General features: G+C 30.4%; 12 protein-coding genes and 1 riboswitch. Of the genes, 4 read left to right on the forward strand and 8 right to left on the reverse strand.

Annotation, left to right across the window (positions count from 1 at the left end; all coding sequences use genetic code 11):
* Nucleotide 1: 1 nt before the first annotated feature.
* From csm5 to cytX, 8 genes are all read right to left on the reverse strand, one after another.
* The gene (gene csm5 / locus Q5I67_RS05115; protein WP_302486568.1) at nucleotides 2-1,186 is read right to left on the reverse strand and encodes a type III-A CRISPR-associated RAMP protein Csm5; all 1,185 of its coding nucleotides are present in this window, start codon (nucleotides 1,184-1,186) and stop codon (nucleotides 2-4) included.
* Nucleotides 1,179-2,201 carry a type III-A CRISPR-associated RAMP protein Csm4 gene (locus tag Q5I67_RS05120; RefSeq protein WP_302486569.1) on the reverse strand — a complete coding sequence of 341 codons (1,023 nt, stop codon included), beginning with the start codon at nucleotides 2,199-2,201 and terminating at the stop codon, nucleotides 1,179-1,181. Before Q5I67_RS05120 ends, csm5 begins: the two co-directional genes overlap by 8 nt.
* Nucleotides 2,201-2,896, reverse strand: a complete 696-nt coding sequence (csm3, locus tag Q5I67_RS05125) for a type III-A CRISPR-associated RAMP protein Csm3 (protein ID WP_302486570.1) — start codon at nucleotides 2,894-2,896, stop codon at nucleotides 2,201-2,203. Before csm3 ends, Q5I67_RS05120 begins: the two co-directional genes overlap by 1 nt.
* Nucleotides 2,896-3,303: a type III-A CRISPR-associated protein Csm2 gene (gene csm2 / locus Q5I67_RS05130; RefSeq protein WP_302486571.1), complete on the reverse strand. Its 408-nt coding sequence runs from the start codon at nucleotides 3,301-3,303 to the stop codon at nucleotides 2,896-2,898. The genes csm3 and csm2 overlap by 1 nt, the downstream gene beginning before the upstream one ends.
* A gap of 6 nt (nucleotides 3,304-3,309) precedes the next feature.
* A complete protein-coding gene (gene cas10 / locus Q5I67_RS05135; protein WP_302486572.1) occupies nucleotides 3,310-5,793 on the reverse strand; it encodes a type III-A CRISPR-associated protein Cas10/Csm1 in 2,484 nt (827 codons plus the stop codon).
* Between the two features lie 279 nt (nucleotides 5,794-6,072).
* Nucleotides 6,073-8,130 carry a glycine--tRNA ligase subunit beta gene (gene glyS, locus Q5I67_RS05140; RefSeq protein WP_302486573.1) on the reverse strand — a complete coding sequence of 686 codons (2,058 nt, stop codon included), beginning with the start codon at nucleotides 8,128-8,130 and terminating at the stop codon, nucleotides 6,073-6,075.
* A gap of 2 nt (nucleotides 8,131-8,132) precedes the next feature.
* Complete coding sequence (gene glyQ, locus Q5I67_RS05145) at nucleotides 8,133-9,011, reverse strand: glycine--tRNA ligase subunit alpha (protein WP_302486574.1); 879 nt, start codon at nucleotides 9,009-9,011, stop codon at nucleotides 8,133-8,135.
* A 341-nt stretch (nucleotides 9,012-9,352) separates the two neighbouring features.
* Entirely contained in the window at nucleotides 9,353-10,555 is a 1,203-nt protein-coding gene (gene cytX / locus Q5I67_RS05150) for a putative hydroxymethylpyrimidine transporter CytX (RefSeq protein ID WP_302486575.1), read from the reverse strand.
* Between the two features lie 72 nt (nucleotides 10,556-10,627).
* Nucleotides 10,628-10,734, reverse strand: a riboswitch (TPP riboswitch).
* A gap of 163 nt (nucleotides 10,735-10,897) precedes the next feature.
* On the opposite strand from cytX, the gene rplS reads away from it, so the two are divergent.
* The 4 genes from rplS to Q5I67_RS05170 all read left to right on the forward strand — a co-directional run bounded on the left by rplS (nucleotide 10,898) and on the right by Q5I67_RS05170 (nucleotide 15,065).
* On the forward strand, nucleotides 10,898-11,239 hold the full coding sequence (gene rplS / locus Q5I67_RS05155) for a 50S ribosomal protein L19 (RefSeq protein WP_008538128.1): 342 nt from the start codon (nucleotides 10,898-10,900) through the stop codon (nucleotides 11,237-11,239).
* Between the two features lie 75 nt (nucleotides 11,240-11,314).
* Complete coding sequence (lepB, locus tag Q5I67_RS05160; protein ID WP_022227885.1) at nucleotides 11,315-11,851, forward strand: signal peptidase I; 537 nt, start codon at nucleotides 11,315-11,317, stop codon at nucleotides 11,849-11,851.
* Between the two features lie 294 nt (nucleotides 11,852-12,145).
* Nucleotides 12,146-13,813: a sulfatase gene (locus tag Q5I67_RS05165; RefSeq protein WP_302486576.1), complete on the forward strand. Its 1,668-nt coding sequence runs from the start codon at nucleotides 12,146-12,148 to the stop codon at nucleotides 13,811-13,813.
* A gap of 34 nt (nucleotides 13,814-13,847) precedes the next feature.
* Nucleotides 13,848-15,065, forward strand: a complete 1,218-nt coding sequence (locus tag Q5I67_RS05170) for an anaerobic sulfatase maturase (protein ID WP_302486577.1) — start codon at nucleotides 13,848-13,850, stop codon at nucleotides 15,063-15,065.
* Nucleotides 15,066-15,157: the final 92 nt, after the last annotated feature.

The following is a 15,157-nucleotide window of genomic DNA, read 5'->3' on the forward strand; positions in this document are numbered from 1 at the left end:
ATTATACTTTACCTATCTTCGCTATACCTAGCAAAGTCAATTTTCCATTATATTTTGTAGCTTTCAATGTTCGTGGAGCAATCTTCGTATCTCTTATACCAGGCTTTACTCTTTGTTTGAATTTCATATTTAAATATCTACTGATAAATTCTTTTGCTTTCATCTTTGTAGGTGCTAGATAAGCCACTAGAGTTTTCGTCAAAAAGCCTGTACCACCACCGATATAAGTATTGCCTAAGTTCGTATCATTAAATAAAAATCCATAATCTTTGCCAAAAGCAGATGATAATAATTCATTACTAGCGTCAAAGAAATTTTGTATCATTATTAAAATATCTTCTGCTGAATTTATATTTAATTTTTGCGTAAATCTTTTTTCTATCTGCATATCAAAATAAAATCTCGTCTTCGGCTCTATACATTCACGATAAACACTTAGCGAATTTTCTTTTATATAACTATCCTTCACTGCCAAATCAATTTTTTTCAATAAAACTAAGTTATTATGCTCTGTCTTTGCCATAGCATCACTTAATTTTATTCCCTGCATAAAATTATAATACTCACTTTTTGCACTTTTCTTATCGTATTTCGTATATTCTCTCTTTCCTGTACCTTCTATTTCAGCCGTCAATAATCTATTTAAATTATTTTCAACCCTTTTTATTTCATCATAAGATTTATTACCATTTATAGCTCTTTCCAAACTTTGCCAAAGTCTTTGTTTTAAATGCGGATTTTTTTGCAATAAATCATATAAAATAGCCGTCCTTATCAAGCCTTTTAGCGTACTACCTGGTATATAAGCACTGCCATCTATTAATTTTGTCTGCAAAATAATATCATTTAAACTATCTTTACTTATCTTATCTATATTTTCATGTGCGATTAATTTATATTTTACGACTTCTTTTATATCCTCAATATTATAACCTTGCTCTATCAACCATTTATATAATATTTTTCGTGGTTTAGTCTTATCATTGATAAAATCCATGTAAGCAGGAAATAATTTTTTCGTATAAATAAATTTATGCCATAACAAAGGATTTAAAAAATATGCTACTTGATTTTTACTATCATATATATAATCTGTAGTATTCAATTTTTCATTACTGGCTATATTGACAGGTGTGATAATATCCAGATACATTTTATTAAATTCTATCAAATTCGTATTATTCATAATCTATCCCCACAAACATACCCATACCATTTCGATAAATAGGATAAGATATGCCCTCATATTCTTCTTTTAGCATCATGCCTTCTAAATACTTCATCAAACAAGAACCTTCTGCTAACATATATAGATTATTTTTTCGCTTCTTATTATGTGTATTTTGGTCATAGATAAAACCACTGCGTTTTACAATCTTATAATTGCCAACAGATATATATTTTACATCTTCTTTTTTAGGCAATAATGGTGCTATACATAATTTTCTGCCCCTATTTACACTCATATCCATATTTATCATTTTAGTTAAAATCAAATCATCTTTATAAATACTATCTGTTTCACTTAATTCTATAAAATCATCAAAAAATTTATATTTACCATAACCACTGCTTTTTTTGCCACCAATACCACTATAACCCAGACTTTCTATTATTTTTTCCATAATAATAGCGTCATCATCATCTTCATAACCCAAGATAAAATACAATCCTGCATTATCATTGAATTTATAGCTATTCACAAAATAAGGTAAAGGCTCTTGACCTCTACAAGCTACTTTTTCCATTGTATTTTCTATGGCAAAAATAGGATTATCTATGATATATACTTCTTTATCATTTATAGATTGTAGCCAATTTTTAATTTCACTAATACGGATAAAATTTTCTTTATCATTTTGCTTCCATAATCTACTGTATTTTTTCTGTTCAGAATAAGAGTCTATCTTCGACAAATTATCCACAGATAAATATATCTTTGGCAAATATAATTGTAAATCATCATTTTGGACAGAATAATAATAAGGAAATAAACTGGATATCGCTAATTTTCTCTGCTCAAATTTTTCCATAATGCTTTGTAGTATTTCCTTAGAAATCAAATTAGCTTCTGAACAAATGGCACTAAAATAAGTATCTGCACTACAATAAAAACTAGCTTTTTCTAAATCTCCGCCAAAATTATTATCTGCAAAATGCACAGGTGTCAAAAACTCTAAAAAATAAGCTCTATATTTCATTATGAACATTTCCCTTCAAAAAAATATTCATATTCATCAGCATCAATTTTCTTATTTATAGCTTTAACTTTAAAATCACTGAATTTCACTCTACCATATCCACGAGAACCATGTCCGCCAAGATAATCCATCTGTAATAATTGAAAACCTTGAGCTAAAATCTTCATATCTTCATCTATCTGCTCTTCATCTTCAATATTATAAACAAGTTTAAATGCAAATTCTGCTCCAGCTGGTACTCTTTCAATCTGACGAGGATTTGCCGAGCCTGTCAATCTAGCTATAGTATTTTCCCATTTTATCTCGCCAATATACGTATCTGTATCGAGATTTTTAAATAATTCTACACTTTTGCTAGTCAAAAATAAATCAAAAAACTGCAATCTTGCAAAACAAGCACCTTTTTTCCCTGCTGAACCAAATAGACGTGATATCACATCATCATCATCATCTATATTATTTAAAATTAAATTTTTACATCTGCTTTTAGCCAATAAAGTGCGAATTTTTCCTTTCAAAGAACTACCAGGAATGATTGGTTCATGAGTCAGACAATCGCGAATAAATGGACTATCTACCGCCCCAATAGGTGCAAAATCACTATTTGCCCCTATATGCATACCTGTTATGAGCTTTAAATTTGCCGTAATAAATAATTTTCCCTGTAATTGTCTTTGTCCTTGTATATTCATCATTATTCTTGTCCTCCATAAAATTTATGAAATGCCACTAAAGCCTCTATATATCTACAAAAATTCTCAAAAGCTTTTATATCGCCATTGATATTTTTTACCATATTTAATAAATCTGCTTTTTCTACAAACTCCCTAACTAAATTTTCTTTACCTTTCTCTCTGCCTATTTGATATGCAATATTTACTCTCAAAAATTCTATTTCCATTTGCAATTCTTCATCTAATTTTTTCGCTTGAGGATTAGCTATTTTATAGATATCTACTTTATTTTTTAAGATATTCACCGCTGTTAAAATTTTTCTTATTTGATTAGTTTTTAGCTTTATATATAATTTATTGGGATTATTTTTATCTTGTTTACCAATAGATTTTATTGCTAATTCCGCTTTATCCACTATATTTTCCATAAATATTTACTCCTTTTTATCTCTTAAATAATATACTAATAAATTTAAAGCAGTCGCTAATTGCTTTTTATCTTCATTATTATTTATCCATTGATACATTTTACTTACAAAATCTTCATATACTTTTCTTTTTTGCTCATCTTTGTCTTGTTTAGGTTGCATTCTCGCCAATACATAAGCAAATCTTGCTATATTCAATTTATCTTCATCTGCTAATTGAATTAAATCCATCAATCTATAAATTAAACTCTTTCCTACAGATAATTTATTAAACTTATCACCATCAAAAGAAAGACGAGCTAATAAATAATTCATCTTCTCTTTGCAGACCTTCATCTCAAAATCCGCCCATGTATATATATGCTTACACTCTAGCTGACCATTTGCTTTTAAATTCGTTTCCATACCAAATAAAGCTATGCTATTTTTATCTTTCCTACTCTTGCTCATTTGTACTAATAAACCTGCAATCTCTGCCATCTTACTGATAGGATATGTCGGGCTAAACATTGCCATACCTGCACTGAGTGTCAATTTTCCATTAGTAAATTGTTTAAAAGCTCTGTTTATATCTATTGCTACTTCCAATACTTCGTCCCATGCACCAACTAAAAATAAATCATCACCGCCAGCATAAATAATATTTACCTTGCGTTTTTGGGCTTTAGCTATGCCAAAAATATTGAAAGCTTTCTCTTCAAAATCTACGCACCCTGTTAAATCACCAGCACAGATTTTATTTATCGCCACTTTAAAAAACATAGATATATCTTTTGATAAATCTGCATAGCGAGATAAAGTAGCATATCTTAAATTATCTTCTATTTTATCTTTATCGTTTACAAAACCACTGCTAAAAGCTATACCTAAATCATCTACATCTAATCGCAATACGCCTAATCTTTTTATACCTTTATCTATTTTGCAACTACTCTTAGCTAAATCATCAAAAGTCATGACCTCATCATTTTCATTTTTAGCACTATAATCTGCTAAATATAAACGTATAGCCAAATCATTTTCTAAAAGATTATTTTTGCTATAAATACGCAGGATTTTTCCTTTAAACATATCTATATCTTCTATATTTACAGCATACATATATAAATCTTTATCTTTGCCAAAAATTTTGATGCCACCATCTATTTTTTCCTCACTGATGACAAAAACTAAATCTTGTGTCAATATATCTTGCCCCAATTTATATAAATTCAGACAAAATTCACAAGCAATTTCTTCATCACTATTATATTTCCAAAGTTTATCCACTAAATTATGACAGATATTACATTCTTTTTTTGCTGTATCTTCTTCTTTTTCTACATTAAATATATGCTCTAAAAAATCTTCATCTTTGCTATATCGTATACTTTTATCATCTTTTAATTTTTTATTAACTGTAACAAATAAATTTCCTTGAGCTTCAGATTTCATCAAATTATTAGCACTGCATTCAGCCGTACCGATAGCTAAATATAGATTAATGCCTATATTTTCCATCAGCCATCTATTCATCTTTGCTTGTAATTTATCTATAGCTTTTTTTGTACCTTCTATATTCGGAGCTAAAATATAAAAATGCCCTCCACCAGAATATAATACATTTGCTCTTGATAGTCCTATTTGCTCTAAATATTCATCTATAAATTCTTCTAATAATAAATCAATATAAAGTGAGCGACCTCTCAAAGTTTTCAAAGCACCTTTTGATGGAATAGTATAAATAAAATCCTGTATACCTGATATATCACCAGAAATTAAAAGATATATTTTTTCATTTCTAAAAATTTTACTTCCACTATTAAAACAATATTTTTTATAATCTTGTATCTGTTGTTCATCAAAATATAATTTCATACAACTAGCCACTGCTGAGGTTATTTTTGAATGAACATATAATGAAATATCACAAACTTCTGCTCTATTTGTACTCGATGGTACATAGGAAAATCCTTCTTCTATGATTTGCAATAATTGATTTATTGATATTTGATTTATGTCTTTCGTGATAAAATGCGATTTCAACTTATTCAATAAAGCTTCATAATTACTATTCGTTGCCAAAGAAATATCTTTTCGCGGATAATTAAACGCTTTATTTATATCTTTATATATTAAAGGATATTTATTTGCTACTTGTATTTCTTTATCACTATAAAAAACACTAAATATACTATCCAAATTTAATTTTGGATCAAAACCCTTTTCTTCGCCTTCATTTTCTCGTCTATCCATGCCTGAGGCAATATTATCTGCTTCATAAACAATATATGCTAAATCATTTTTATCTAATTTAGCTTTTTGGAGATAATCTTTATGATGATATCTCACACAATTCAATAAACGTTCTGTTTCTTCACCTGCTTTTAAATACTGCTCTAAAAAATCTCCACCTAATTTAGAATGATTTATCCTTTTACCCGTACGATAACATACTTTTCCTATATCATGCAGTAAAGCACCTTTGATTAAAATTTCTTTTTCCTTCATTTATATATCCTCTACTTTTCAAATTAAATCTATAATTCATTTTTCCAAATCAATAGAATTTACAACTCATCTTTATATTTTTAAACACCATATTATATAAATCCTGCTTTTTTCTATAATTTTGGCATTAGTAAATATCAATACTAAAAAAGACTTGCTATAGAAAAATACCTATAACAAGTCTTCTTATTATTTTATTTAGTTTTATTTTATTTTTAATAACAAAAAGCTAGATAGTCAAACCTAACATTTAACTACCTAGCCTTTTATCAATCATTCTTATAATACGATTTTACCAAAATCTGCAATAGATTTAATAAGTGTATCAATATTTTTAAGAAGTGCAAGACGATTATTTTTGATTTGTTCGTCTTTATCCATAACCATTACATTATCAAAGAAATTATTGATTGGTGCAGTGAGTTCCTGCATTTTATCAATAGCAACTTTATAATCTTTATTATTTAAAGCAGTTTCTACATCTTTAGCTACTGCTACATAAGTATTATAAAGAGCTTTTTCTTCATCTAATGTAAATAACGCTTCATTAATAACATTATTTTCTGCTTTTTTGCTGATGTTACCTACACGTACAAAAGCTTGAATTGCATCATTTAATACACCAGAAGCAATTTCTTGAGCTGTTACGCAAGCTTTAGCATAAGTACCTGCAACTTCATCTGCATTTTCAAGTACAGCGTCAATGATATCATAGCGAACATCATTATCGCCAAGTACATTTTTAAGACGTAAAGTGAAGAATTCTGCTACATTTTTCTGGATTTCAGCACGTTTTTCACTATCAGTGATATTGAGTAAATCCATTGCTTTATCTGCAATTTCACTGATGGAAATAGTGTAGTTTGCTTCAATAATTGTATGCACAATGCCAAGAGCTTGACGACGGAGTGCAAATGGATCTTGAGAACCTGTTGGTACAAGTCCACGGCTAAATGTAGCTACGATATTATCCATTTTATCAGCTAAAGAAACAAGACGACCTGCTACGCTAGCTGGTTCTGCATCACCTGCAAAACGTGGCATATAATGTTCATAAATAGCAGTTGCTACTTCTTGACCTTCACCATCTAAAAGTGCATATTCACGACCCATGATACCTTGAAGTTCAGTAAACTCACAAACCATAGCAGATACAAGGTCAGCTTTTGCTAAAATTGCAGCACGTTTAGTTGTTTTTATTTCAGCTTCTGTAGCATTTACTTTTTCACCAATGAAAGCAGAAAGTTCTGCTAAACGATTAGCTTTATCATAAATTGTACCAAGACCTTCTTGGAATACTACAGTTTTTAATTTTTCTACATAATCATAAAGACTATGTTTTCTATCTTCGTCAAAGAAGAATTGAGCGTCAGCAAGTCTTGCACGAAGTACACGTTCATTACCATGCTGTACTGTTTCGAGACAGTAATCGCCACCATTGCGAACTGTGATAAATAATGGTAATAAATTGTTATTATCATCCAAAACAGGGAAATAACGCTGATGATCTCTCATTGGAGTGATTACAGCTTCTTTTGGTAATTTCAAATATTTATCTTCAAAACTACCGCAAAGTGCTGTTGGATATTCAACGAGATAAGTTACTTCTTCTAATAAATCTTCAGTAATTTCAGCGTGTCCATTATGTTCTGTAGCAAGTTTTTCAATCTGTTCTTTAATCATATCACGACGTTTATTTTGGTCAACAATGATAAAAGCTTTTTCGCAATCTGCAACATAATCACTTGCTTTAGCAATGCTGAAATCGCCTTCACTTAAGAAGCGATGACCACGAGATATGCGACCAGATTTTACATTAGCTACTGTAAAATCAATTACTTCTTCATCATATAAGGCTACAAGCCAACGAAGTGGACGTACAAAGCGGAAATCTAAATCGCCCCAACGCATATTTTTAGGGAAATTCAAACCTTCTACTAATTCTTTTAATAAAGTAGGTAAAAGTTCTACAGTCTGTTTGCCTTCTTCACTGGAAACAGCATATACATAACCATCTTTTACTACTAAATCAGCAACATCTACTTTTTTACCACGAGCAAAACCAATAGCTGCTTTTGTAGGATTACCATCTTTATCAAAAGCAATAGCAGTAGATGGGCCTTTATATTCACTAGATGCACCTTGCTGAGTTTCTGCAAGATTTTTTACCAAAAGTGCAGTTCTGCGAGGTGTACCAAGAGTTGTTACTTCATCAAAATCAAGACGCATTTCTTGAAATTTTGCAGTTGCCTTTTGTTTTAATTGAGCTAAAATTCCTGGCATAAAATGAGCAGGAACTTCTTCTGTACCAATTTCTAATAATAAATCTTTAGCCATTATTATTTTGCTCCTTTCTTCAAGAGAGGATAGCCGAGTTCTTCACGCTGTTTTAAATAACACTGAGCACAAAGACGAGCAAGATTACGTACACGAGAAATGAAAGCTGTACGTTCAGATACGCTGATTGCTCCACGAGAATCAAGCAAGTTAAATGTATGAGAACATTTCAATACATAATCATATGCTGGATGAACATAGCCAAGCTCAATTACGCGAATTGCTTCTTTTTCGTATTTATCGAAAAGGTCAAATAAAAGAGCAGTATCTGCAAGTTCAAAGTTATAAGTGGATTGTTCAAATTCATTTTGATGGAATACATCACCATAAGTGTATGTACCATTCCAATCAATATCATAAACATTTTCTTTTTCTTGGATATACATTGCAATACGTTCAAGACCATAAGTGATTTCAGAAGCTACAGGTTTTACATCAACACTACCTACTTGTTGGAAATAAGTAAACTGTGTGATTTCCATACCATCGAGCCAAACTTCCCAACCAAGTCCCCAAGCACCAAGTGTTGGAGATTCCCAGTTATCTTCAACAAAACGGATATCATGTTCTTTTTCATTGATACCGAGTTTTGCTAAACTCTGTAAATAAAGTTCCTGAATATTATCAGGAGATGGTTTCATAATTACCTGGAATTGATGATGTTGGAATAAACGGTTAGGATTTTCACCATAACGACCATCAGCTGGACGACGAGATGGTTCTACATATGCTACATGCCAAGGTTCAGGGCCAAGTACACGTAAAAATGTAGAAGGGTTCATAGTACCTGCACCTTTTTCCACGTCATAAGGTTGAGCTAAAATACAGCCTTGCTTAGACCAAAATTCCTGCAAAGTCAGGATAATTTCCTGAAATGTCATAAATATACCTCCTTGATATTCATGGGCGACAAAATAAAAAATCTCGCCCATGTAACAACAAAATGTTACAGGGACGAGATGTATTCCCGCGGTTCCACCCTGATTGACTTAAATATATTTAAGTCCTCTTTAGAATGTTATTTATTATTATAAAGCTCCCTAGTGCCATTCACTTCTTGTAGTCTTGCACCATCACTACTCGCTAATCTAATGAAGCTACTTTTCTAGTTCATCGCTGTACATAAAGTCTAGCAAAAGAAAAAATCCTTGTCAATATCTTTATGTTGTTTAACTCAATATTTATTATATTATTTTTTCTCATTAAAATAACATATTTTATATTATTTCTTTACAACCAATTTATTCAATATAACATTAACAATAGCTATAACTACCATAACAGGAACAGTAATGCCAATAAAAGTACTATAATCAATCAATAATTCATAAGCTATAAAACCAATTAGCCATAAAATGCAATTTTTACCAGTGATAAATGAATTCTGATGATAAATATTATGACTGAAAAAATACTCAGAAAAAGCAATAGCAAACAATGGTGCAAAAGTCGCTGCTATAAAATAAAGGAAAGTTTCATATTGCTCCATAGATAAGAAAATAGCAAGCAATGTAGAAATTATACATACAAAAAATGCTGTATATTTTACATCTAATTGATTACTGATATGATTTAAACAGATACTTGAAGAATTTATCGTAATAAAATTAGTCGTTACTGTAGATAATAAAATAACAACTAAAGAAATAATACCTAATCCAGATAACATGAAAATGTCACAAATATCTGTTATTCCATAATGAACAGCACTACCTAAACCAATTGTATACATTAAAATACTACCAAAACAATATGCCACTACACAGCTTAATGTACCTGTAGTTTGATTTTTAAGCGTTCTTGTATAGTCTGATATGACTGGCATCCATGATAAACACATAGCAATATTCAATTCTACTGCCATACCAAAACTCATACCCTCATCTATAGATGTTACAATTTCATTTGTAGAAAATACAGCTCCAAAACCTAAATATAAAGAAGCAAGCAATAAACAAAGCATTACTACTTTATTTATTTTACTCACAAAATCCATTGTACTAAAAATCCAAATGCAAGGAAAAAGACCTATGATAATTGTCCATAAAATAGTATTTTCTCCCATATTCCATAAAGATGTCATTAATTTATTAAAAGCTTGTGCCCCAATGATGGTCATTATAGAAGTCCAACCTATTAATTGAATAGTATTTAATAGAGAGAAACTAACAGAACCCAACTTACCAAAAGATAAATTAATACTTTCAGAAGCACTACAACGTTTATTAGCACCGATAATCCCTGCTAAATAAAGAATAATTCCACCAATTACATGACCTACTAAAATAGCTAAAAATCCATTTTTCATGCCAAGTGGTGCTAAAAAAGTTCCTGTCATGATTTCAGCCACAGAAACTGCTGTACCAAACCAAATCAATGATACATTAAAACTAGAATTATTTGTTGATGTAAAAAATGTAGACAAAAAATCACCTCATAAAAAATAAAAATATTTAAAAATAAAAAAAGGAAATAGCCATGCCATTTCCTTGAAAATACGTAATCAAACTAATATTTCCCTACGTTGGCATTATCCAAATCAGGTCATAGGTCGAAGTTCACAACTTCCTCTCAGCCTGTCTACAAGCTCCCTTTTTCATATTCTGCCTTTAATATAAATTATCCTAAAATATTTGTCAAATTCTCGAAAAATCTCCCAAAAATATATTGCATAGCCCATTTTTATATGATAAAATAGCCTAGTATGCAACAAACGGTCCGCTGTGAGATATTCTTATATGAACGTTTGAATTAAGGAGGAAAAATAATGAATATTATTCAGGCTTTAGAACAGGAACAATTACGTAACGATATCCCTAAATTTATCCCTGGCGATAGCGTTCGCGTACATGTAAAAGTAGTTGAAGGATCCAACGAACGTATTCAGATGTTCGAAGGTGTTGTAATCGCTCGCCAAGGTTCTGGCGTTCGTGAAAACTTCACAGTAAGAAGAATTTCTTATGGTGTTGGTATTGAACGTACTTTCCCAGTACATTCCCCACGCCTTGCAAAAATCGAAGTTACTCGTAGAGGTATTGTTCGTAGAGCAAAACTTTATTATCTTCGTAACCTTACTGGTAAAGCTGCTCGTATTAAAGAAAGACGCTAATATCTTCATAAGAGGGACTGCCTATGGCAAGTCCCTTTTGTTTTATTAGTATGTTCTAGTAGAGGGAGGATTATCATGGCTGATAAAAAAGAGTCATCTTTAGGTAGTGAAATTAAAGATTGGGTTATTTCCATAGCTATCGCTGTTGTCTTAGCCTTATTCATTCGTCATTTTGTAGTAGAATTATATTTAGTTGATGGACCTTCTATGCGTCCGACATTACAAAATCAAGAGCGTTTAGTCGTTAATAAATTTATTTATAATTTACATGATCCTGAACGTGGTGATATCTTAGTATTCCAATATCCAAAAGATCCTAGCCGTGATTTTATCAAACGTGTAATTGCAATTCCTGGAGATACTATTGAAATCAAAGATGGTCATGTTTATGTAAATGGTGAATTAAAAAATGAACCATATATCTTAAGCACAACTAGAGGAGATTATCCACTGGCTACTGTACCAGAAGGACATATTTTCGTAATGGGCGATAATCGCAATAATTCTGAAGATAGTCGTTTTGCTGATGTTGGCATGGTACCATTTGATTTAATCAAAGGTAAAGCTGTTTTAATCTTCTGGCCAATCGATAAAATAAAAACATTACCATGATAATATAAAGAATGCCTATAAGATATTTTATAGGCATTCTTTTTTTATGTAATTTATCAATATAAATATTTTTTAACAAAATAAAAAAATTTTTTTAAACTATAAATTTAATTTATATGAAATAAATACTGTATATTATATCATATAATATATAACATTCCTTACTTCTCTACATTTATCTGAAGTAAAATTTTAGAATTTTTTTTAAATTAACAAACTACAAAATATTATATATTGAAAAAATATTTCATTTAGAATATAATAAACTTACAATAATATTTGAGGAGGATTCTTATGTTATCTAAGAAAAAAACTGCCATATTAGCACTAACGATTACCACAGCATTAACTACAGGAAATTTAGCATTTGCAGATTCTGTAAAAGATAAAGGAACTGCAACAAATGTAAAATTCAATCAAGATTTCAAACCTGCAGAATGGTCTGCCAAAGATAAACCAAATGTTCTAATCATTGGTATGGACGATTTAGGCTATGGTCAATTAAATTATGATGAGAAAGCCTTTGACAAAAAAGTTTTAGCTGAAAAAGTTATCCCTGAACGTTACCAAGTAGATGTAGACAAAGCAATTGAAGCCGCCAAAAAATCCACTCCGAACCTTAGAAAATTACAGGATCAAGGCGTCATGATGTCACAAACTTATGTATGTCATGGTGTTAGTGGACCTTCTCGCTCATCATTTATGACTGCACAATTTCCTTCTCGTTTTGGTGTATATAGTAATGATGATTCAGAAAAAGGTGTACCTCTAGATCATAAATTCTTAGCAGAATTATTCCAAAATTATGGCTATGAGACAACTGCTATTGGTAAATGGCATGTTGGTGAAATCACAAATGTTCCTGTACCTCCAGAAAAACAAACACGAGATTACCATGATAATTTTACCACATATTGTAATGAACCATATCAACCTCAAAATCGTGGATTTGATTATTTTATGGGCTTCCATCCAGCTGGAGCTGCATATTATAATTCTCCAAGTTTATTTAGAAATAGAGAACATATCGAAGCTAAAGGTTATATTACAGACCAACTAACAGATGAAGCAATTAATCGAATTAAACATGCAAAAGATACGCCATTTTTCATGTATTTAGCTTATAATGCACCTCACATTCCTCTTGAAAAACATGCACCTGAAAAATATCGCGTATTTAATACAGGAAATGAAGAAGTAGATAAATATTATGAATCTATCTATGCAGTAGATAGCAATGTTGGCAGAATTGTCGATACTTTGAAAAAAGAAGGCAAATTAGATAATACTATAATCTTTTTCTTCTCTGATAACGGCTCAGTTATAGATGCTCCACTCCCTATGAACGGTATTTTCCAAGGAAATAAAGGCGAAACATTCAATGGTGGCGTTCATATTCCTGGATTTGTTACTTGGAAAAATGGTTTAAAACCTGGTCAATATGATAAGATGGTTTCCTTAATTGATTATTTACCTACAGCTTTAGGTGCAGCTCAAATTCCTATTCCTGAAGATTGGCAGAAACAATTAGATGGAGTAAATTTATTGCCATATCTCCAAAATGAAAATACAGGCAATCCTCATGATTATCTCCTTTGGGCTCAACCAAGAGCATTCCACTGGGATCCTAAAAACATTGATTTCTGGAGAGACTATGATTTATATGTAACAGGTGAATCCGATTATTATCCAAAAAATCCATACATGGAAAGATTATCTGACTTCTCTTGGACTGTTCGCGACAATAACTGGACACTTCATTATTATCTAGGTGATAATACTTATGAATTATATGATACAGTAAACGACCCTAAAGAAGAAAACAATCTTGCTGATCAACATCCAGAAGTTATCTCTAGCTTGAAAAAAGTAATGCATGACTATTTAGTAAATAAAGCAACTAAACCTAATACAGAAAATAATCTTCCTAAATATGAACAACTTTTAAAAGCTACTGAATAAAAACCTAAACACTAAAATACATGGAGAATTTATTATGAATTTTATTATAAAACCAACTAGCTTTTTATGTAATATGACTTGTAAATATTGTTTTTATCTTGAAAAAGCTGACTTTATGTCTAAAGAAAATGATATTACGCCTTTTATGCAAACTAAAAATCTTTACCAATTCATGGAAAAACGAATTTCTTATTGCCAAGATAAAAATATAACTTTCATTTGGCAAGGTGGAGAACCTTTATTAATTGGAATTGATTTTTATAAAAAAGCAGTTGAATATGGCAAAATCTTAGCTAAAAATTTCAATAAAAACATTTATCATTCAATCCAAACGAACGGCACTTTAATAAATGATGAATGGGCAAAATTTTTCCATGATGAAAAAATTTTAATCGGTCTATCTATTGATGGCGATGAAGAATTGCATAATGTATATCGCAAAATGAAAAATAATCGCTCTTCATTTTCATCAGTTTTGAATGCTATAAAATTAATGCAACACTATCAAGTTGAATTTAATACTTTAACAGTAGTAAATAATATAAATGTAAAATATCCCTTAAGAATTTATAAATTCCTAAAATCCTTAAACATCCGCTTTATGCAATTTATTCCCGTTGTAGAAATGGATAAAAACACAAATATAAATTATATGCCTTCTTGGATGGAGCACAATAATGTTAATTTAGCTGAATTTAGTGTTAATCCTTTAGAATATGGTAATTTTATCAATACTATATTTGATGAATGGATACGCCATGATATTACAAATATATCCATTCGTTTATTCGATACACTTTTACAACATTTAGCTGGACAACCTTCATCTTTATGTATATTCATGCCACAATGCGGTGGAGAAAATATGGTATTAGAAGCAGATGGCACAATTTACCAATGCGATCATTTTGTTTATCCTGATAGCAAATATAAACTAGGTAACATACTAAATTTAGATCAAAATCAACTCCAATCCTCAATAAATAATTGGTCTAAATATAAACAGCACTTATCTTTAGAATGTAAACAATGTTCATGGCTTCCATTATGCAATGGAGGTTGTCCTAAACACCGCTTTATACAATCTAACCTCAATGAAAAAGAATATAAATCATATTTTTGCCCTGCATATAAATCTATATTTGAACATATCACACCTGGAATGAATTTAATTCTTGAATTTATGGAAAGAAAAATTCCTTGGGAATATTTACCATCTGCTGTTGATAAAATGTATAATAAAAATTCATAATAAAAATTTTCTCCCTAAAATAAATGTTGAGGTAATTTTAATATCTTACCTCAACATTTTATTTTTATTATTTATAAATCAAAAAGCTCCCA

It is taken from the genome of uncultured Megamonas sp., from assembly GCF_958438645.1.
Taxonomy (GTDB): domain Bacteria; phylum Bacillota; class Negativicutes; order Selenomonadales; family Selenomonadaceae; genus Megamonas.

Excerpts from the sequence above, each read along its gene's own strand:
- csm5 (WP_302486568.1), bottom strand. The coding sequence starts at position 1,186 with ATGAATAATACGAATTTGATAGAATTTAATAAAATGTATCTGGATATT.
- Q5I67_RS05120 (WP_302486569.1), bottom strand. The coding sequence starts at position 2,201 with ATGAAATATAGAGCTTATTTTTTAGAGTTTTTGACACCTGTGCATTTT.
- csm3 (WP_302486570.1), bottom strand. The coding sequence starts at position 2,896 with ATGATGAATATACAAGGACAAAGACAATTACAGGGAAAATTATTTATT.
- csm2 (WP_302486571.1), bottom strand. The coding sequence starts at position 3,303 with ATGGAAAATATAGTGGATAAAGCGGAATTAGCAATAAAATCTATTGGT.
- cas10 (WP_302486572.1), bottom strand. The coding sequence starts at position 5,793 with ATGAAGGAAAAAGAAATTTTAATCAAAGGTGCTTTACTGCATGATATA.
- glyS (WP_302486573.1), bottom strand. The coding sequence starts at position 8,130 with ATGGCTAAAGATTTATTATTAGAAATTGGTACAGAAGAAGTTCCTGCT.
- glyQ (WP_302486574.1), bottom strand. The coding sequence starts at position 9,011 with ATGACATTTCAGGAAATTATCCTGACTTTGCAGGAATTTTGGTCTAAG.
- rplS (WP_008538128.1), top strand. The coding sequence starts at position 10,898 with ATGAATATTATTCAGGCTTTAGAACAGGAACAATTACGTAACGATATC.
- lepB (WP_022227885.1), top strand. The coding sequence starts at position 11,315 with ATGGCTGATAAAAAAGAGTCATCTTTAGGTAGTGAAATTAAAGATTGG.
- Q5I67_RS05165 (WP_302486576.1), top strand. The coding sequence starts at position 12,146 with ATGTTATCTAAGAAAAAAACTGCCATATTAGCACTAACGATTACCACA.
- Q5I67_RS05170 (WP_302486577.1), top strand. The coding sequence starts at position 13,848 with ATGAATTTTATTATAAAACCAACTAGCTTTTTATGTAATATGACTTGT.